Annotated in this window: 21 protein-coding genes; 13 read left to right on the forward strand and 8 right to left on the reverse strand. The window is 30.9% G+C overall.

Annotated features, from left to right (window positions below):
* The first annotated feature begins 167 nt into the window (after positions 1-167).
* The 5 genes from NEF87_RS24480 (at position 168) to NEF87_RS24500 (ending at position 5,247) form a co-directional block, all read left to right on the forward strand.
* Positions 168-368: a hypothetical protein gene (locus tag NEF87_RS24480; RefSeq protein WP_457917900.1), complete on the forward strand. Its 201-nt coding sequence runs from the start codon at positions 168-170 to the stop codon at positions 366-368.
* Between the two features lie 201 nt (positions 369-569).
* Positions 570-1,166, forward strand: coding sequence for an nSTAND3 domain-containing NTPase (locus NEF87_RS24485; protein ID WP_457917901.1), 597 nt, complete (start codon positions 570-572; stop codon positions 1,164-1,166).
* 218 nt (positions 1,167-1,384) lie between these two features.
* The gene (locus tag NEF87_RS24490) at positions 1,385-2,569 is read left to right on the forward strand and encodes a hypothetical protein (protein ID WP_457917902.1); all 1,185 of its coding nucleotides are present in this window, start codon (positions 1,385-1,387) and stop codon (positions 2,567-2,569) included.
* 120 nt (positions 2,570-2,689) lie between these two features.
* Complete coding sequence (locus NEF87_RS24495) at positions 2,690-2,860, forward strand: hypothetical protein (RefSeq protein WP_457917903.1); 171 nt, start codon at positions 2,690-2,692, stop codon at positions 2,858-2,860.
* Positions 2,857-5,247 carry an AAA family ATPase gene (locus NEF87_RS24500; protein WP_457917904.1) on the forward strand — a complete coding sequence of 797 codons (2,391 nt, stop codon included), beginning with the start codon at positions 2,857-2,859 and terminating at the stop codon, positions 5,245-5,247. The genes NEF87_RS24495 and NEF87_RS24500 overlap by 4 nt, the downstream gene beginning before the upstream one ends.
* Positions 5,248-5,318: 71 nt before the next feature.
* Here NEF87_RS24500 and NEF87_RS24505 read toward each other — a convergent pair whose 3' ends face one another.
* The 7 genes from NEF87_RS24505 to NEF87_RS24535 all read right to left on the reverse strand — a co-directional run bounded on the left by NEF87_RS24505 (position 5,319) and on the right by NEF87_RS24535 (position 11,436).
* Positions 5,319-5,816: a hypothetical protein gene (locus tag NEF87_RS24505; protein ID WP_457917905.1), complete on the reverse strand. Its 498-nt coding sequence runs from the start codon at positions 5,814-5,816 to the stop codon at positions 5,319-5,321.
* Between the two features lie 228 nt (positions 5,817-6,044).
* Positions 6,045-8,210, reverse strand: a complete 2,166-nt coding sequence (locus tag NEF87_RS24510; RefSeq protein WP_457917906.1) for a hypothetical protein — start codon at positions 8,208-8,210, stop codon at positions 6,045-6,047.
* Positions 8,211-8,223: 13 nt separating this feature from the next.
* Positions 8,224-8,808, reverse strand: coding sequence for a hypothetical protein (locus NEF87_RS24515; RefSeq protein WP_457917907.1), 585 nt, complete (start codon positions 8,806-8,808; stop codon positions 8,224-8,226).
* A gap of 280 nt (positions 8,809-9,088) precedes the next feature.
* A complete protein-coding gene (locus tag NEF87_RS24520; RefSeq protein ID WP_457917908.1) occupies positions 9,089-9,385 on the reverse strand; it encodes a hypothetical protein in 297 nt (98 codons plus the stop codon).
* A gap of 101 nt (positions 9,386-9,486) precedes the next feature.
* Positions 9,487-10,035, reverse strand: a complete 549-nt coding sequence (locus NEF87_RS24525; RefSeq protein WP_457917909.1) for a hypothetical protein — start codon at positions 10,033-10,035, stop codon at positions 9,487-9,489.
* Positions 10,035-10,505 carry a hypothetical protein gene (locus NEF87_RS24530; protein ID WP_457917910.1) on the reverse strand — a complete coding sequence of 157 codons (471 nt, stop codon included), beginning with the start codon at positions 10,503-10,505 and terminating at the stop codon, positions 10,035-10,037. The genes NEF87_RS24525 and NEF87_RS24530 overlap by 1 nt, the downstream gene beginning before the upstream one ends.
* Positions 10,498-11,436: a hypothetical protein gene (locus NEF87_RS24535; protein ID WP_457917911.1), complete on the reverse strand. Its 939-nt coding sequence runs from the start codon at positions 11,434-11,436 to the stop codon at positions 10,498-10,500. The genes NEF87_RS24530 and NEF87_RS24535 overlap by 8 nt, the downstream gene beginning before the upstream one ends.
* Before the next feature lie 155 nt (positions 11,437-11,591).
* Between NEF87_RS24535 and NEF87_RS24540 the strand changes: the two genes are divergently transcribed.
* From NEF87_RS24540 to NEF87_RS24570, 7 genes are all read left to right on the forward strand, one after another.
* Entirely contained in the window at positions 11,592-11,915 is a 324-nt protein-coding gene (locus NEF87_RS24540) for a hypothetical protein (RefSeq protein ID WP_457917912.1), read from the forward strand.
* Between the two features lie 68 nt (positions 11,916-11,983).
* Entirely contained in the window at positions 11,984-12,943 is a 960-nt protein-coding gene (locus tag NEF87_RS24545) for a hypothetical protein (RefSeq protein WP_457917913.1), read from the forward strand.
* 466 nt (positions 12,944-13,409) lie between these two features.
* Complete coding sequence (locus NEF87_RS24550) at positions 13,410-14,615, forward strand: hypothetical protein (protein WP_457917914.1); 1,206 nt, start codon at positions 13,410-13,412, stop codon at positions 14,613-14,615.
* Positions 14,616-14,663: 48 nt separating this feature from the next.
* Complete coding sequence (locus NEF87_RS24555) at positions 14,664-15,074, forward strand: hypothetical protein (RefSeq protein WP_457917915.1); 411 nt, start codon at positions 14,664-14,666, stop codon at positions 15,072-15,074.
* Between the two features lie 558 nt (positions 15,075-15,632).
* Positions 15,633-16,625: an HD domain-containing protein gene (locus NEF87_RS24560; RefSeq protein WP_457917916.1), complete on the forward strand. Its 993-nt coding sequence runs from the start codon at positions 15,633-15,635 to the stop codon at positions 16,623-16,625.
* Positions 16,626-16,739: 114 nt separating this feature from the next.
* Positions 16,740-18,200 carry a hypothetical protein gene (locus NEF87_RS24565; RefSeq protein ID WP_457917917.1) on the forward strand — a complete coding sequence of 487 codons (1,461 nt, stop codon included), beginning with the start codon at positions 16,740-16,742 and terminating at the stop codon, positions 18,198-18,200.
* 67 nt (positions 18,201-18,267) lie between these two features.
* Entirely contained in the window at positions 18,268-18,444 is a 177-nt protein-coding gene (locus NEF87_RS24570) for a hypothetical protein (RefSeq protein ID WP_457917918.1), read from the forward strand.
* 68 nt (positions 18,445-18,512) lie between these two features.
* Here the strand turns inward: NEF87_RS24570 and NEF87_RS24575 are convergent, their stop codons facing one another.
* Complete coding sequence (locus tag NEF87_RS24575) at positions 18,513-18,734, reverse strand: hypothetical protein (protein ID WP_457917919.1); 222 nt, start codon at positions 18,732-18,734, stop codon at positions 18,513-18,515.
* 107 nt (positions 18,735-18,841) lie between these two features.
* On the opposite strand from NEF87_RS24575, the gene NEF87_RS24580 reads away from it, so the two are divergent.
* Positions 18,842-19,438 (forward strand): hypothetical protein, encoded by a 597-nt coding sequence (locus NEF87_RS24580; protein WP_457917920.1) that lies wholly within the window; start codon positions 18,842-18,844, stop codon positions 19,436-19,438.
* Positions 19,439-20,566: the final 1,128 nt, after the last annotated feature.

The following is a 20,566-nucleotide window of genomic DNA, read 5'->3' on the forward strand; positions in this document are numbered from 1 at the left end:
ACGTTCTCGGCCGAGAAAAGTTGTGAATAAAATTTTCTAAAGAAAAATAAGACATTTTTCTATTTAAGGTCACGGGAAAGTCTTATTTTTAGATGGGTAAAAAATAAAATTAAACAAAACAGGTTCAACCAGCAATCTCAAGATGATGCCGCCGGATTACTTCTCTCATGATTCATCGAATACAGGAAGTCCAAGAACTGAACATCTTACAATGCATCAAGTTTCTTGGTAAACCCAACTTCCGCAAAGATATGCATATAACTCAAACACACACTTACCGTAGGTACATAGATCGAAAAATCAATAGTGATCTCCGTCATCTTACCTTATTAGATCAGCGAAGGCTTACAGAATCGGAAATGCCTTAAAAAAAGATCGCCCTCTCCTTGTTTATAGTTCATTTTGCAATGTTCCTGAATATGACGGCAATAAATGCGAAAAAGGCTGAAAAGAGAAAAAAAAATCCCCAAAAAACTTCCTTGTACAAAGCATGCTTGATTCTAGGAATTTTTTAAGATATAATATATAAGATATAATTGATCAAATAAACAAACTGAGCTGTCCAAAATATGGCTACAATAATGAATCGAAAAAAGAATAATAAAATAATATCTTCGTTAATAGCTATTACTGCAATAATTATTAGGATTATGACAGATTACTTAATTAATATTATTTCAAATAATAATGAATGGATATCAACTCTTTTAGGAATAATTAAATTCGTATTTCCCACCCTATGTTTTTTATGGGTTTTTTTAAGAATTTACGGAGATTATTGCGGAAAAAGACAAGAATTTCTTGAAATAATAGGATATTCAGGAACTAAGTGGTATCAATTTATAGATAAATGCTATGTAAAACCTAATGAATATAAATCAATGAAGCACATTTTAAAAACTGAAAAAATTCTTTTTATCATTGGGCCTCCGCAGTATGGAAAAACCTATACAGCGGTAAAATTTCTTAAAGAATTTTATATTAAAAAAAAATTAAATCCTATTTGGATTAAAGGAGATTCAGTCCAAAACAGAAGAGTTTCAAGACAATTTTTGCTAGAATTAGAAACAAAGAATGTACAAGATTCAATCATCTATATTGAAGATCCTTTTGGAAAAACAAAGTATGAAAGAAGAGTTGGGATCGAGAGAAATTTGCTAGAATAATCTCGTATATTAAAAAGACTACAAATTCATACCTAATAATTACTTCCAGAGATGAAACTTTTCAAAAATTTAAGGATAGTCAAATTCTTGGAGAAAAAATAAGAAATTATTACGAAACAATGAAAATATATTATCCTTCTTATGATTTATCAAAACGAAAGAAAATATTAAAAAAATGGGCAAAGATTGAGCATTGTTGGTGGAGGAAAAACCGAAAAATGAGAAATTTTATCTTTGATCAATTTAATAGCCCTATATTATTTCCTTCCCCTCTAAGTATTTGGAATTTTGCAGCTTTCTCGAAAAATATTAAGGAATTCGATGAAATAGAAAAAGAATTGTCTTCCACTCCAAACGAGTTTCTTAGTGATTACAGTAAAATATTTGAGAATTTATCTAGTGAAAGACAAATTATTTTCTGCCTAATATCCATTGCAGAGTGGAACGCTATTGTATTGGAAGCAAAATATGACCATCTATGTTCAAAGATTAATATTTCAAATCCCTTGGATTTTACTAAGTTAATAGAAATGCTAGAAGGGCAATATCTTATTATCTATAAAGAAGATAATGTATCCTATGTCAAATTTATTCATCCAATCTTTCATGAATCCTTTTTATTTAGCTTTTTTAGATCAAATTCTGTAAAAAATGGTTATAAAGAGATGATTGTGAAAATTTTTACTATGATGCTTGATAGTGATTACTCTCTTTCTTTTGATCCCCACGATATTGATAGTGAATGGGATGATTTTGATGATTATCAAGACGAAACGAACGCTAGTTTAGTTAATGAAAAAAAAATATCTGATTTAGATCTTCATTTTAGTAACGAACCCATAATTGATTTTATAGTAAATAATTATAACATATTGCCAAATAAAATTCAACTAATTCTTTTTTCTCTTTCAGAAAAAGAAAATTCAGCAGGGATGGTCGGTAAGTGCTTATCTAATCATTTTTCAGAACTACCAGAAGAATTAGTAAAGCTGACAAAAAAAATTTTAACAGGTAATATTTGGCCTTGGGGACCCATTGAATATTTGATTGCGCAAATTAATTATATTCCTGGAGATTTTCAAAATATCATCTTGGATTTATCAAAGCAGGAAGAGTTTTATGTTGATATTAGCTATAGTTTCAGTCCATATTTTGACAACATCTCAGAAGTATTGCAAACTAAGCTTATTCATAATTTAATTGATAATGATCGTAGAGATCAATATATCTTGCATGCAATCAATTACCATTTTGATAAATTTTCATTATCAAGGAAAAAGGAAATAATTTCTCATATTAAATCCTACCCAGAATTAATCGATCTAATAAAAAATGGAAATATTAATCCTCATGATAATCAAAAATTAAAAGATTATTTACTCTTGGTAGATGGGGCAATATAATTGATAGTCTATAATAAATCTAAAAAAATTTCAATCATCAAATTATTTATCTCCAATATTTACTTATTCGTATCTTAATTATTAAAAATGTTTAAAAAGGCTTTTTTCTAATTCTTTGATGTGTCCAGCAAAAAAGAGGAAATTATCCAACATTATTTTTCAGTAATTGAAAAAGCAGAATCTGATTCCCTAGTTATTATTCAAAAAATTCGAGAATATTATACCACAAACCATGAATTTTCAAAAGAAAATATAATAAGTATTATCGAGGAAGGGGCAATAAGAGAGTGAAATTAAAAAATATTGATATAACCGCTTTTCGAGGTGTGCCTGCAACAAGGATTAATCTTGATAAAAAAAATTTAATCTTGTTAGGTGAAAATGGGTTTGGTAAATCATCGATTGTGGAAGCCTTTGAATTTTTTTTTACCGGGGACCTGGAATTTAGAAAACCTCAGGAAATTCGTAAAGAGCATTTTACTACTTTAGGATTTTCCCCAGATAAAACCAAGCTGGAATTTACATTTGAGAATAATGAAATTCTTGAGAGAAATCTTACTGCCTTTGTTGATTTTGGCTCCAAATCAACAGAATTATCTAACTTTGTCAAAAATTCTGCACTAGTTCGCTTTATCTTGCGGCGAAAACATATAATTCAATATATTGAAGCCCGTCCATCTATCCGATATAATGAGATTACATCTTTAATTGGTCTGGATGATTTAAAAAAAGCAGAAACTACTTTTCGGAAAGTATTTCAACACTATGATAATAAATTGAGGCATATTGAAAACGATCTCTTTCAAAAAGAAAAATACCTGTCTACACATCTACCAAAAACCAAAGATGGTGATTTCCTGCAGCGGATTAATTTATTTCTTCAACAGAATGATGTTAATTCAATTTCTTCTTTTCAAGAATTGGACAATAGATTAAAGACTTTAATCAAGGAAAATCCAGACAATTCAAATATTATTCAGCAATTCTCTTTTTTAAAAGCAACAAAGTCGAAATTATCCGAAGGAATCCGATTGATAAAATTATGTAAAAAATCACCTCTTAAATCCCATTTAGATGATTTCTTTCAATTTGATAAAGTTTTAATTACAGATATGGAAGAATCAAAGCAAAGACTATCATTCTTAATCGAATGTAAAAAACATCTACATATATCTAAATATCAAGGTATTTGCCCTGTATGTTCTCAAAGTATTTCCACCTCAGAAGTTGATAATAATATTGCAAATGAAATTAGAAGGTTAGAAGTCAAACTGGCTCAAAAAACAGAATATAGTCAAAAAATCACCATTTTGTTAAAAATGCTTCAAGATTTTCAAACTTATCTTAGTAAAATCATCTTATTAGATATATTTCCTATTAAAGAGCTGGATATATTGAAAATGGTTAAAAAAAAAATTGAGGTATTTGATCAGAAAATTGAGGATATTGGAAAACCTAGTGGAAATATCTTTAAAGATATTGAATCTGATTTAAATAATCTCGATAAATTTTTAAAAATTCAAATTGAAGGTATAAGAAAGAATTTACTCGAATTAGAGCCAGCGATAATATCTCATCCAAAATTTAATCTAATAAAGACCATTCCATTAATTCAGAAAACCTATCAAGATCTAATAGAATTACAAAAACAAGCAGAAATCATACTTCCAAAAAAGAAACTAACAGAAAAACTATTAACTCACTTTTTGGATGTTGAGAGAAAAAAAATTCAAGAAATTTTTACAGAAATTCAGGAGAAAGTCCGAATATTTTATCGGATGCTTCATCCAACGGATGATTTTTGTAATATAATTTTAGATCATGTTGATAACAATAAATTGAAACTTTTAATTGATTTTAGTACATCAAATGGTCAAGATCCACGTGCATATGAAAGTGAAGGACATCTTGATTCTTTAGCAATTTGTATTTTTCTGGCATATTTTAAAACCTTTCATAATGAATTTCCGTATCTTATTTTAGATGATGTTTTAACCTCTATTGATAGTCAACATCGATCTAGATACTGTGATTTATTGTTATCTAACTTTCCAAATCAACAACTTATCATCACCACCCATGATAAAATATGGTTTGATTATATTTCTGGGCATATTCGAGCTAAAGGACAACAAAGTAAATTTTTAGAAATTCAGATAATCAGATGGGATCTAGAAGGCGGACTTCAATTTAAAAAAGTTATTCCTGAGGAAGATATGATCGATAAACTGATTGAAGATAATTTGATGAGTGCTGCTGGAAACCAGATAAGAATACTTTTTGAGAGAATTTTAAAAGATTTCTGTAAAATGTTTGAATTCTCGCTTAAATACAAGGAGAATAATGATCATACTATTGGTGATCTATTTCCCACTATAAAAAAGCAAATTTGTGGACTAATTTTGAACGAACCTTTAAAATCTAGAGTGGACAATTTGTTTACAAAAATCGAAGCACATAGATGGATGGGAAATTTGCTCTCACATGATAATATGGATAGAAGTTCAATTACAACCGAAGAAGTTCAAATTTTTAAAGAATTGGTATTTTCTCTTAATAAATTATTTATTTGCGATGATTGCAATAATAAAATGGTCTATGCAAAAGAACTCAGAACAATTAAATGTAAATCTCTGGACTGTGTTTGTTCAAACCAAGGTGCAACAAAAAATCGGTAATTTTTTGATTAGGCGCTTCTTTCTAAAATTTACGTTATATCAAACATAAAAATTATATTGTTTCATTTTTTTTATTGTGACCAGTGATTCTGAGTAATTATCTTCTCCAATTTCAAATATAATGAAATTCCTTTCTGAGCCAAAATCTTTGGTCCATCATTAAAGGGAGAAATCCCTTCTATCATAAAAGTTGGAGAATCTTCGACATCATTATCAATTTCCCAATTCGCGAATAAATTTGATTGGGGAGTTTTTGGATGTTCTAATTCCCCTCTTTTAGCAGAAAATTTCTGAATTTCTGTGACTAATGATGTATCTATAAAATCCATTTTTTTTAATAGTTCATTCAATGTGGAAATTCTCCAATATTTCCTTTTATTATTAAAATGGGGTAATTCTCTTAATTTAACAATTAATAATGAAGTCATCGCGGAATGAATGCAAAAAATTGCTCCAAAAAATAAATTTTCATTGAAGCATTTTAAGGCTTCGTTTTTCATTTCAAGAAAATGAAAAGACCTATCTAAGTACAAACCTTTATTTTCGGGAGGGATTTTATCGTTCTTCATTAGTAATACTTCTTATTCTTTATTAAAATTCAAATCTCTAACAAGATATAAGTATTTCCATCAGATCTTTGGTTGGATAAAAAAAATCTGAGTATGACTGAGATTAATTTGACATACCGATATTTTAATGGTCGCTACAAAATCTTCCAATGTCTTCACCAATTCCAGAAATTATGAGCGTAAGTTGCGGATGAATCATCAAATAGCGTCAATCTGTTTTTGAGTTCTTCATTTGAATGGATCCTGTAATATTATCCATTTGACAATTCCGTAATCAGTTGGTGTCTCTTGTTGATGAAGTATGCTAAACATTTTTGATACCGTTTGATCTATTCCCAAAGCGATACCTAAATTCTTATTTGTAATTCTCATATCTTCGATTAATTGACCTAAAACTTCATCCTTCGCAGTATTACTCTCAATTTTTTTTACTTCGATCAGAATATTGTTATCAACTGATATATCAATATGAGTTGTTCTCACTAATTTATCATTAAGAACAACGCTTGGGAAATGATTTCTCAATTCTTCACAGATTCGAGGGTTTATTCCACGATCTTCATGAGGGAGTGGATCAGAAAACATCTCTTCCAATTTCAAATTCGAAAGAAATTTTGATAATTTGTTGAATTGCGGAGTTTTTGTAAATATTGGTTGAAGCCCTAGTTTCCGTCTTGAGGATTCAATTAAAACCAATCCACGTTCAGTTGCAATATCCCGAATAGTTAATTGATTGGAAACAGAAAATTCTTGCAATATTTTTTTTAGCACTGGGGATTCTAATTCTTCGGATTCTAACAAAATTTCTTTCATTGCATCAAGAGCGCTTTTACAAATAAGTTGGCATTCAACCAATTTTTCAGTATTAGGTATCATTTGTTGGGAAACTGGTATCTCTTGCCATTTATTAAGAATCTTCAAAATACCGCTAGGGAATAGTTCCCCAAATTTTTCAATATCTGCTTTAAGTTTTCTAATATTTCTAGTAGTATCGACTACTTCTCCGTGTGTTAAATATAGGAGATCTTCAATAATTGTCCAAGTTGGGAGGCATTTATGAACCTCATCGAAATTTTCATTATATAAATCAAATAATTTGTGAAGTGTCTCAAACTTGGATTTTGCCTTCTTAATATCTCGATTTCCAATAGCCAGCGGTATCTCATGTTGGATAATGTTAATTTCCAATTCTGCTTTCTCTTTTTCTGATATGCTTACACTAATTGCCTTTTGATTATACATTATTACCTTTTTTGAATTTAAGGATTTTTTATAATGTTTAATTAAGTTGATGTAAATAGAATGTATGTCCTGTTGATGAATTTTGGAAAAAAAAGAACTTTCTATATTCGGAACCACTTTTTCAAAATGAATTTTTTCATACAATGGAAGAAGCCTTTCAGCAATTAAGGGACAATAAAAAGATGTCTGTTCAACACAACTTAAAATATCTTGCACAAAATTTGGATTCCATTGAATTGATTCAGGAGGAAGATCTAATTCAGGTACTTCCAAAATATTATTAAGCAAAGGTGTGAAGAAATCTACGTATATCTGAATTGAATTTTCTTGAAAATCAACATAGGATGGAATGGAATTAAGTATTCGCAATAATTGCGATTGAGTTCTTAAATCTTCTGAAGAATTATAATGATCAATAATTATCAAAATCCATTCGTTTTTATATTTCCTTGATTCAAAAAGGACATAATGCAAACCATCAATGAATGTTTGCTTTGCAAATTCATCATTCAATCGATTATAATTCTCTAAATACTTATCAATAATCTCTTCACTCCAGTCCAAATATCGGATATTTCGGGCAAATCGAAGAAAACATTCACCTAGGATTTTCATGGAGTATGCGATTATATACTCATTTTCATTAGTTAAGCACAACTCTTGTAAACGATTAAAATGACCCTCGAATTTCTGGAACAAGGTTGAAGCAAACCTATCTAGAACAATTAATGAAAAAGTGATAATATCCAAATTATCAGAATAAATATTATTAAATAGTAGGGATAATAGTTCATTCATTTGAGAAAAAAAGAGGCGAGTGCATTGGGCTAAAATATGTAATCCCATGAGCTGATTTTTTAAAGAATCTCCTTGAATATTTTCCCAGATAAACTTTTTAATAGCAGATTTCAAAATGGAATTATTTTGGCCATGAAAATCAACAAAAATATATCTAGCAAAAATTGAGGCGGAATAGGAAGGAAATTCTTCTTGATTATAGACACTCTCAATTCCTTCCAAAAACTCATCTAAATATTCTGGGTCGCGAGATAGTTTTTTTTGAATTTCACTTAGTTTCTCTTGATATTCTATGGTTATTTTGTTTTGAGAAATTCTCATATACTCATTTATTAGCTGATTGATATTCACCATGTTTAATCCCATATTAATATAAATGATCATATATCATTTTTAATGTCGAAGAATAAATGCTAAGGAGATTCTGGAGTTGTCCTAGTGATAGATCTGAGTGAGGTTTTCGAATCTCCCTGTCAAGCTCGTTTCCAATTGCCTTACATCGATAGATCAAGAATTTTGCAGTACCTTCTTTTTCAATAGCATGATGATATATTTTTGGATCTTGTACCCCTAAATCCCGAATTAAATTCTCTATATGATTTTTTATTGGATTTTCCAAATTGATATATATATCTGAATGTTGTATTTTTATTACTTCTTTTAAAATAATTTTGAGTTCAAATTCAAATTGGGAAATCTCTTGATGAAAATCAAGAGAACCATGTATTATTCTGAGACCTTCAAATAAAGACACATAATATTGGTCATAATCTTCTTGGGAAGTAAATCGATTATTTTCCATTAAGGAGATTATATCTCCCAGAAGATCTTCACATTTTTCACACTTATAGTGGGGGTAATTCAGAATTCTCCCATTTTTCAACTTCATTGGAAAATGTTTTAATATTTTGGATGTAGGTTGTCTGCAAAATATACAGTATTTTTGACTCATGATTACTAATACTTTTTTCGATTTATATTAATTTAGGTTTTCAATATGCATTCAATATTGTCTGGCTCAAATTAGGATAGGATATACCCATCGAAAGATTAAAAGAAGTAATTTAGTAAGGAAAATCCAAATAGAAGCGATTAGTAGACCAAATAAAATTTTTCAATTTATAATTCATCATTATAACATCGCCTTTTTTGCATATTTTAAGACCGACAACTAAAACGATGAAGTGACCATACTCCTAATTTTTGAACATTATCAGAACGATGCGTAGCATCTATGAAAAAGAATGGGAAATAGAAAATCTCCTGGCCATAATTGGAGAAACCTTATATTGTTGGATAGCTGAGTCGATCCCTGCCTTATATTGCTGGCATTGTACCAATATGGCTTTTCCAAACTCGGGGAGAACTAAGTCTTCAGATACGCTACCCCAAAATTGCTTGATTTGGGCTAGGAGCTCGTGTGGGGCAGTATTCATCAATACCTCATAACATGCATGGGACGAACTGGCAAAAATGGGGTGGTCGATTAATTCGGTTTGGAAACCATCAAATCCTTTGCGATAAAGCATATAGGATCGAGGGCTAACAGGGGGGGGGTTATAGGTATCATGGGATGGTCACTTTAGAGATTTTAAAAAAAAAGAAATTGAGCTCGGGGTTCCAATATAGATCATGGAATATTCGATAAATTTAATGAAGGAAGAGGGTGGAAATAAGGAGATAATATTGAAATGGGGATGTTGAAAGACATCATTAACAACCGTAAGACATGGACTCGAGATGCAAACGGGGATTTATGTGATTGATACGTGGTCCACAAAGGCCCATAAATCGAAAGGAATATCTGCCATACACTCGATTCTATGTAGTTAATCGAATGGAGAGCATCTGCACACAACCGATTGATCCAAGGATCGACGGCGATGATCGTTTTAGTGTGCAAAAAAATGCGTAGGAGACTCTGCCGAAATTCCGCCTTACATAACGGAGGATCCGTTTTGATCCATGCATGAAGACTGTGTCGCGTTTTGAGATAAGTTAGATAGGAAATATCGAAGATGTGTAGGATGAGACGAAGGTTGACGATAAACCCATGCTTGCGCGCCCGAACTATAAAACAGACGGCTTGTTGTGCAAGAGACGCGTGAGGATAACGAGCGAGAAAACCAGCCATGTACACATAGGGCACCCCCAACTCAGAACATACTCTTTCCAGCATCAACTGCAATCCCCCTCCCGATCGAAAGGCGAAAGATATCGACCTGCTAAGTCATCTTGAAGCAATGCATATACTTCAGATGGAAAGTAGATGGCGTGATATAAAGATCTTAACATATCCCAGTGGTGCACGACGGTCCAATCGGGATTGATATTGGCCCCCCAGAGTTGAAAGAGAAATTCAATTCGTTCTTGCCAATCCGCAAAATCCAATAATTCCACCAGCAGATCATGACACCGCTTGACTTCTAAGCGTGGTCCCACACAGGGTTGAAACCGTTCGGAAAGATCAAAGCGTTTTTCTTGGGTGATTAAGAAATTTTGCAGCAAAGTGGCATCCAGCGGAAAGTGTGCCAGAGTCTTAAGAAACCCATCTAAAAGCGTGCCTGTCTCCAAAAATGTGAAAATCGACTCGGGAATTCGTAGATGATCCTTCCCTTTGGTCCCTTGCGAACATGAATCCTTAATCATTGAAGAACGCCCCCTTATAATCCAAAATGGAATTTTCTGAGGGAGAGATAACCTCCCCATTGCGAATGTGCAAATCGTGAAAATCCAGTAGTAAAGTACACTTCCGTGCGAGAATACACCGACGAGGGGCCGCTTTCCCCAAATGGGTCTGTAGATCAATATCAGATTTCCCGCACATGGGACACGTATTCGTTTGGCAAATAATGACATGTTGATCTCGTCCCAAAGGTACGATCTCGAAAGATCCCCGCATGGTCGGATGGGTTTGTAAGTGGTGGATCCGATGGTGAGTTAGCCCCTTGGAAGGGATATATAGCAAACCTTGGCGCAGAATGGTCGGTGAAAATAAAGCTTTCTTATCAAACTCTACCATGTGGCGGAGAGTGCTTAAAGACCCATAATAGCGCGCATACTTGCCAAATAGTATTAATTCTTCGGCATATTTCTCATGAAATAGACATTGATAAATAATCATGAGATCGAACAGTTTTTGACAATCTTGGGGATCAAAGAAAAACTTGGAATGTTCCTGGTGGCGAGAGAGAAACTTTTCAAAACACATTATCCACTTAATCACAAACTTGGTATCTAATTCCACAAAATGTTGAAAGACCACTTTAAGCATCCGGAGAAGGAATTTCACTTCGGCAAAGGGAATCTGGATATGGCCATACTGCTGATACAGAGCAGTCTCCAAAGTCCACAATTCTCGAAAGTATTTAGGGGCAGCTGGAGATTTTTGATTATGGCGAATCAATGTATGTACAAAATCATTCCGATATTGCGCATAAACGCCTAAGGGATCGGTTTCAATGGCATGAGTGAGATCGTCATTTATTTTTTGGCCAAAAAACTGAGTCATCATGAGGTTCGGAACTTTACTGGGATCTGATACTAGGGCATTTTCAGGGGATAAAGGGACGGAAAGCATTATAAAAATTTAACGCAGTTCAACTATTTAAATATTGCGAAAATCACAATATTAATATATTCATTATTAATATATAAATATCGAAAAATTTCGAAATCTTTAATAGGGCTGTCCAGCATGAGATCCTTAGTAAACAATTTGAGTTTGGAACCCTCATGCCCAAGATACGCATTGCCCATCTCTTTATTTTGAAAGAACTTGCAACTCTTCTCCAGATTCAAAAAGTAAAAGCCATTCAAAAACCCACCTTCGTTCACCATTTAGATCAAATCCCCCTTACCACCTTCCAACTATTAGATATTGATAAAAAGGAGAGGGAAAAAGTAGCCCACTTGAAATATGAAACTTATTTCCGGGTGATGCGCGATACGGGGATCATTGATAATGTACGGATGAAAGGTGACGCGCAAACCCCGTCTCTTTATTCTGTATCGAAGCTTGGGTATGAGATTTTGAATCTTTTTGATATCACCTTCTAATTTTTGAATATGATAAATATTACTCGGTCCGAAGAAATATTAAATTTTTTAGGATCTGAATATGTATTATGAAAAACCAATTTGTTGAAATAACATTGAACGAAATCAATGATTTTGTTTTTGCAATTCATCCATTCAAAGAACCATACTTAAAAAACTTCAAAGAGTTAATAAAACCAACGTTTGAGAAAAAAGGTTTCACTTGTGATAACGTCGGTGAAAAGAAAGGACCAATTAATATAAAGAAAGAAATTTGGAAGTTAACAAGAACTGCAAAAATAATAATTGCAGATATTTCTGATCTGAATCCTAACGTTTTCTATGAATTAGGATTAGCACATGCTTTAGGAAAGCCCGTAATTATCATTATTGATTCTAAAACAAAAAATCCTTTTGATGTAAATAGTATAAAAGCGATTGAGTACAATACAAGTGAAAAAAGGTGGAAAAATAAATTAAAAATAGAAATTAGCGAATATATCGATGCAATTATTCAAGAAAATCAATTTCACATTTATGATAATATCTCAGTAAATATTAAAGATGTGGCAAAATTAGGTGATATTCAAGAAAGAATACAAAAAATATCAAAAATACATCCATTAGATCTACTGCCGGATGACTTAAAATCAAAGGAATTAAGTCCTATTGAAATTGCATTGAATAGATTCAGTCAATATTCCGAACAAGAAAAAAAAAAGAAAGAGAAAGTGCTTCAAATTCAAGCAAAAAGAATTTATGATGATTTGCAGAAGATACTTTTTTCAAACGACCAAAATATAGATGATTCAAAATATTCACTTGTATTTAATGAAATTACTCCATTAGTGACAAAATTAGGCTTTATATTCGACACAGAATTCATTTCTGATGATGATTATATATCTTTCTTCAATATAGATAATAAGTATATTTTAAAAAGGTCTGGAGTTCATTATCTTTCTAATAAAGAAGATATAGATAAAAGACAATTTCTCAAAGATTTAAAAGATTATTGGAAAGAAAAAATTGAGTTAGATATAAGTTAATTTATATTTAATTCTCTCCTTTCATTGGTCGAATTTTTGCACCCATTTCTAATAATCTACGTCTAACAGTGGATTTTCCAATACTCATAATTTTAGGGAATGAATCCATCCCTATCTTCTTTTCAATGTATAAGCATTTGATTTCCTTATCTTTTCATTCTTTTTCTGCCAAATAAAACTCCATTTTCCATTGCTCTATCTTATTACTATTGAGAATCTGGTTCCCCTGCAATAACCAAGAAATATTTTTGGTGATACATTATGATAAGAACATGATAAATAAAAGTAAAGTTCCGAGACTGAGGGGTTGTGAATTTATTTGATAGCAATTTGCTATCACTTTTGTAAGTAAATAATCCCTTCTATTTAACAAATGTATAAAACTAGATCATAAGAAATATTGAGCTATTTTAAAAATAGTCTCAAAAAGAAAAACAAATATTTGCTAATATCTAATATTGTTATTATGTCAAAATCTGGAAATTTTGAAAATAAGGATGTAGAAGATTTATTCAATATATTATGTAGTGAATATTCTCGAATAAATAAAATTATTGAAGACCAACCACCTTGTAGTAATCCTCCTCCAAATTTTGAACAGTTTAAGATTCTCCTGGATCATAATGTATTGTTTAAATATGGTCAGTTGGAAGTGATGCAGTTTCATCCAGAGATTTTTCAAATTTTGAAGAAAATATTCCTCGAATTTAATGAGGATTTACATGTAGGCTTTTCGCTTGATTATTATGCTTATAAGATTAAAATTGGGTCACTATACAATAAAATTGTTCAAGAGACCTTTATTGTATGGAAATTTTTTTTTAATCAATTTAAATCTAAATTGCATGAAATAATCAAAGATTGGCGCTCTGATTTTAATGAATTAGAAATGGATATCTCGATTATACTCCCTCTAAAAGGCTTTTATCTTAATAAAAAGGAAATTACACCTTTCATAATTATATCTGATGACAATTCTACAGCAATTTTTCAAAATATACCCAATTATAGTGTTTACACAAACAGAATATTGATTGATAGATCATCTCTTAAATTTGGATTGGATGGAATCTCAAACCAATTTTCACCTTATTGTATTCTAATAAAATCTAAAATTCCATTCGATGTACTAAAACGAGATGAAAGTGGTAAATTTTTTATGGGAGTAGATCATCCTGAAAATCCGATTAAAATATGGGAACATGTGAAACATTTTGTACAAGTATTAGCACTTGAAGGAAATCCAATAAAATTTGGAAAACCTTTTTACCACTTTCCATGGTGGATATCTAAAAGAATCATAAATTTGATGAAATTTATGTATCCTGACTGGATTGACTCACAGTTTTTTATAAATCATGAATATAGCGAGATTGTACCTGATTATTATACATTTAATAATGATATGCATAATTATAATCGAGATTATATATTTTATTCAATCGAAAATAATCCACGACTCAAAAAGGATATGATTTCTCAATACTCATCTAATATATTAGATCCTACTGAAATTTTTGCTAATGAGTTATCTAAGAAAATTTCTCAACCATGTGATTTTGATCATATAAAGGAAATCTGGTATTGCTTAACTAATTATAATCAAAATATCAATTTCTCAAAATCAGAATTTCTACTACACTCTCTCCTTAGAATTGGTTCAAAAACTTAAATATAAGATGTTGTACTTCATGTTTGTCTTCTTCTTGAAGGAATGTTTTTGGCTGGAATTGAAGATGAATTGACTTACCGGCTAAAATTGAATGCGGCTTCATTATTATCATCAAATTTTGAAGAATTTGAAAGTGAAATGGAATTTTTTGGCTTGCTCTATGGATTGAGAAGTCAAATAATTCATGGTACTCCTAATTGGAAGATCTCCAATAAATCAACAACTAAATATAAAAAATTTATATCTCACTTCCAATTAAAGGGTCTTTCTGAATTATACTCACTAGAAAATCCCTATAATATGAGAGTTTTAGAATATAATCTAAAATTGCAACTCTACCAGAAAATGTGCAAAATTTTAAAATTATTGATTAAAGGTGATATTGATTATAAATGCAGTTTTAAAAATGCGGGATTTTTAAAAGAATTTCTTAAGAAATATAAATCAATATTACGGTAAAACAATTAGAAAATCAAAAAGAATAGCCAATATCAAAACAGAATCACTTCTGGAAAATATTTCAGAAGTTTCATTTTGGTTTTTAATATTCCTTAGAGGTAAAATTTTATTTAAGTTCCTCTATCCAGAAAAAAGGGTTCCTGTATTCTTGAGAAGTAGCAATTTTTCCCAGATCCATTTTCAATTATCGAAATTGAAGGCTTCAAGTTTCTACATCATCAAGAATCCTATTCGGGCAAAATTTGGAAGTCCATATCTGAAAAATCCTTACAGAAAGTTCATAAAAATGCTTTCGAGGTTAAATCTCCTTCTATGGAGAATCAAAAACGAAATGAAGAGTGTCAAAGAAAAAATGAAATTAATTTTTTGTTGAAACATATGCAAAAATCTTAATAGAATTGACTAGGGAGGGTTTTAATAAAAAAAATTTCTTAGAATATCCTCGGAAATCGGGAGGAAATGACTGGTCCTTTCAATACTTTTTTTGCTATTTGTCTAAGTTGATTTGATAGGGGATTTCATTTTTATAGTATTATCGCTAACAAGTAATTGAGAAACGTGAATCTAGAAGACAATTCGTTGGTATTGATTTTAAAAGAAAAACAAAGTGATTATTATCATTCACTAATAAAGGTTTATCAAAATTCCAAGGAATATCTAATGCAATATATCCGATATCTCCCCGATTTTACTGATCATTCTATTATCCATTCAGATAATGTACTGAAGATTATCACCCTAATGCTTGAAAAGAGTGGGCATCTTCAAGAAATCGTTCCTGAAGAAATTTATGTTTTATGTTGTGCAACTATTCTTCATGATATTGGTATGGGTGTTCCGGATGAGTTTATAGAGAATCACAAAGAATCTTTACATAATTATAATAATGAAGATGTTCTCTCAAATCGAAGAACATTTCATCATGTTCTTAGTAAAATGCTAATTCAAGAAGAATGGGAGAAACTAAAAATAATTGATGAAAAATTTGCAGAAGCGATTGGTTTGGTTGCTCAAGGTCATCGGAAAGTGAATTTAAACAATTTTTACGAGTATAATCCAAGACAAATTGTCTCAAGCGGGGTGAATTATGTAAATCTTCCATATTTATCTTGGATATTAAGACTTGGTGATGAATTAGATTTAACTAATAATAGATTGAATGAATTGGTGCTATATCATTATCCTCCTCCAACCTCAATAGGAGAAACGGAAATAAATAAACATAGAGGCACATTCCTGCTCCATTTTGGGGAGAAGTATATTACTATTGAAGCGAAAACTTCCGATCGGGGAATTTACCATTCTTTAAAGACGCATCATAAAAAAATAGGTCAATTATTAAAAGATTTTCATAAAACAATCACCTCATTTCCTACCCCAAATAATTATTGCTATGATTTCCCTTATATTTATGTAGAATCGAAAATAGTTCCTCTGAATTTTACTCCTATGGATATTGGGTTTTCTGTGAACAACAATGCTCTTTTTAAATATTTCATAAATGCACAAATGTATTCCAAATCAATATTCGCTGTTCGAGAATGCGTTTAAAATGCAATTGAAGCATGTAGAATCCAAAAATTCAATCAAAATGACCGATATTCGCCAGAAATTACCATTAAGTTAACAGAAAATATTTTAGAAATCTCTGATAATGGCGTTGGAATGGATATTGATGATATTCAAAATGAATTTGCTTGTTTGGGCGAGAGCCATTTTAGAAGATATAAAATAGCGCATCCGAAGTATCAAAATGGAATCTCATTATTTGGAGTTGGAGTTTTCTCTTATTTCATGGTCGCTGATTCCTTCGAAGTAAGGACACGCAAACGAAATGGTAAGTTTTATAAATTTCAAATTTCAAAGGATTTTTTCAATGATTTCTATTTCTTTAATGAAAACGAAACCGATTTCACTGGAACTTCGATAAAATTTAATTTAAGCAAACATTTTTGTCAGGAATTTTCTAAAATCGAGGATTTTTTAAATTTTCTAACAAAATATTTTCGCTTAGTTAAAATCCCTATATACTTTGATCTTGAATCAAACCGAAGGAGAATATCTCAACGAAATTTCTTCTTTTACCCTCTAAAAACAAAATGCATGACAGAAAACAATTCTAAAGTTGCTGAACAATTAATTAAAATGGAAAATATGGTTAGTCTCAAACCATTTACTGCTCCAAATTATAAAGGTACCATTTTTTATTCAAAAAAAAACACCCGAAATACTCTTTCATATCCAAAAATTCAATATTTCTTCAAGAATATTTTTATAAAAGAAGTAACCCTTGAAAACCTTTTATTACCATTTTATTGTATTGGTAAAATTAACATTTATGATGTTAAAGTATTAACTCTAAATCGAAATAATATGTGGGATGCAAAGTTTGAAACCAAAATTCAGTCGAAAGTTCTTGAAGAAATATTCAAATCGGTTCCTGTAAATCGATATGTTTCATCCAAAAACTTTTGTTCGCAGTTTGTAAATCGATCTGATTTTAAACCTTCATTAGTAAAGGTCTATGAACTTAACACAAATGACACGATTTATCTTGAGTTATTGTTTTCCCGAATTATTTTTGATTTAAAACGAGAACCCATGTCTTTACTCCATTTATTAAAAGAGAGGAAAGCGAACTTCTTTTTCGAAGATGATCAACATGTACATTCCAACAGTTATTCCGATGAGGAAAGTTTTACACCCCAAATAATTTTGAAAAAAAAACAGATTTCTAAGTATATATTAGTTCTAATTCTGCTAACTTCAAGATTTCAAATGACGAGAGATGTGAAAGGTTCGATTGTCCTAAAAATATTACATTTTCCTTCACGGGATACCAAGATGATGATCAATTCTGAAGAAAAATATATTCTTGCAACTAAATTTGATGAAAGTGACATTCTTTTTCATTTTGGGAATGGGATTTTGTTTTTAAATACCCATTATGGAGATCGAAGGATGAAAAAAAATATTACGACTATAGCTACAAACAAAGGAGCGGTTGCGTATCTTCTAAATAATTTTGATACGCTTGAAAGGGAATACTTTTCAAAATCTCGATACCAGCTCTTTAAATCAGTCGCCGAGAAAATCAAATCATTTTTTTTGGTTAAAGGCCAATAGTTTCTTTTTTTCTGGTTACTTTCAATGTCAATTTATTCAGCAAACGGAATATAATAGGAAAGGATTATTGGTTAAATATGACATTTCAACTATAACCAATGGCCAACTTGCCTTTAATCGCGTCTGGATAATCGATCAACCCGCCGCAATTCCAGGGATACCTTCCTATTTACTACTATGTGTGGCGGGATGTACAATACTCATCATCCAGGTTAAAAAAAGACACCGATCGAAAAGTACTTAGTCGCTTGAAAAAATCTATAAAGCCCTTCATTTATTCAGTTAAAAGAGTCCTTAGAAAATGAAATGATTTCAATGTTGCTGCTTAGATGGATCACTCTCAGCTGATTTTAATATTCCGCTCTGATCTTTATCCTTTTGGCACATTTTTACTAAAGATAGTTGCTCATCACACAGTAGGGAAATATTTTCCCATTGATATTCCGAAATGTTACCTTGCACAAAGTGTTGCCAAGCTTTTTCTTTGACACATCCATAATCCCCAAGATTGAATTTTTCTTTTGAAGATGTCATCCCGAAGTCACATGGTCCTCACATTTCTTTGTTTCATTTCACTTTTAAGCATTAAAATTTCAAAGTAAGTTAGGATTATTTAAATTGACGAAAAATAATGGCATATTATGCCAAAAGAGAATATAATCACAGAACAAATCGGATTGTTTAAAATTACTGAAAATGAGTTTTGGTTTAATTCTGAAGGGTTAGAGTACATTTATCCCATTCTCGAAGTCAATATTCTGATAGAAAGACCAAAATATGAAGGTCCATACTTAAAAATAATTTATAAAGATGGGAACAGACAACCGAAGAGTTTACAAGGATTCCACTCGAGAATAAGCGTCGCATTTGAGCGAGCGTATGATATTCATGAGAAAAGATTATATTTTAAATTAATTCAAGAATTATTATCTGAATTACAACCTAATGATGAAATCTTACTTGAAGAAGCCATCAAGATTGTGAGAGAAGAGTTTAAATTATTGAATTATAAAAGAAGACAAATTCAAGACCATCAGCGAAAACCAAGAAAAGAAATAAGAGATAATTATTTTGAAACACTATTTCGTTTTATTGACTCCAATATTCCAGAATTTGAATATGTGAGGTTGAAGCGTACTATTAGAATTAAATCAGATATTTCAAAAGTCATAAAAGAAATAGACACATTATTCGAAGAATGGGAATCTAATCCTAAAAATTTCAAAAATAGAGAATAGTATGTGTTTATTTTATCAAAAATGTATACTAATAATTATGACAAAAAAGTTTCAAAAGATTAGAAATTGACCAGAAACCAGGAATCATATTTTGTGACGCAATTCGATAAGAGAATGATCAAAAAAGATGGAAATCATAGGGTTCAAACCGGAAGGGATTTGCTTGAAAACTGAACATATCACCCCATAGGGGTTTTTTCTATTTTCTGTCCATATTTGCGCTTCTTAGAATCACTCCAAGAAATAATATCACGGGGGGTGATGAAATCACCTTATTGTCTAAATTACTCGCTAATCTCGGTATTTTCGTTACCATTTCTTAGCAAAATTAATTGGGAAACGAAATTGGTAGATATTTCGTGAGAAAGGATGACAAATTAACTATTTCTAGAGGGTTCGGAATCGAATAACGATAATCGGAACCGAAAAAAGTTTAAAAAAAGATTATTTCAGAGAAAAATCTAGTATAATGCAAAATACTTAGCAATACGTAAACGTGTTCTATTTTGAGAAAAAACATTAGAAGTTCCCTAAAAATACCATAGTTTACTCTAATTTAAGTTAACCAAAGTTAAATGTCATGAGTAGATTTGCTCATCCAAAAGGTCTAAAGAATTCCAATGGGAATACTATAGTATTCTTAGTAAATGCGAGGTATACTTAAGAAAGCGTAAACGTGTTCTAATTTGGGAAAAGAAAATACAAGTTCCCTAAAAATACAATAGTTTGCTCTAATCTAAATAAACGAAAGTTTACCTACTTAAGATGAGGTATACCCATTCGAACCAAATGTAAACATTTCAAGCAAAACTGTTAAATAAGGGGTTTTCCTTATTATAGATAGTTTAAAAATAATTTGACCTATTGTACCCTTAACAATCATTTTTATAATTTATAGTAAACAGATAACATTCATACAGTTGTTTTCACAAAAAACGATCATATCGTTCTGTTATCTATGCTTATATGTAAAGAAATTGTTAAAAGAATAGGAAAAAAAATATGGGCCAGTAGATTAATGGTATATCACGTCCCAGTCAAGGATGATATTGTGGGTTCGACACCCACCTGGTCCACTATTTTCTATTCAATTTTTCATTGAACAATATTACTAAGTATTACAAGATA

Origin of the sequence: Candidatus Lokiarchaeum ossiferum (genome assembly GCA_025839675.1) — an archaeon.
In the GTDB taxonomy this organism is placed as follows: Archaea; Asgardarchaeota; Lokiarchaeia; order Sigyniarchaeales; family Promethearchaeaceae; genus Lokiarchaeum; species Lokiarchaeum ossiferum.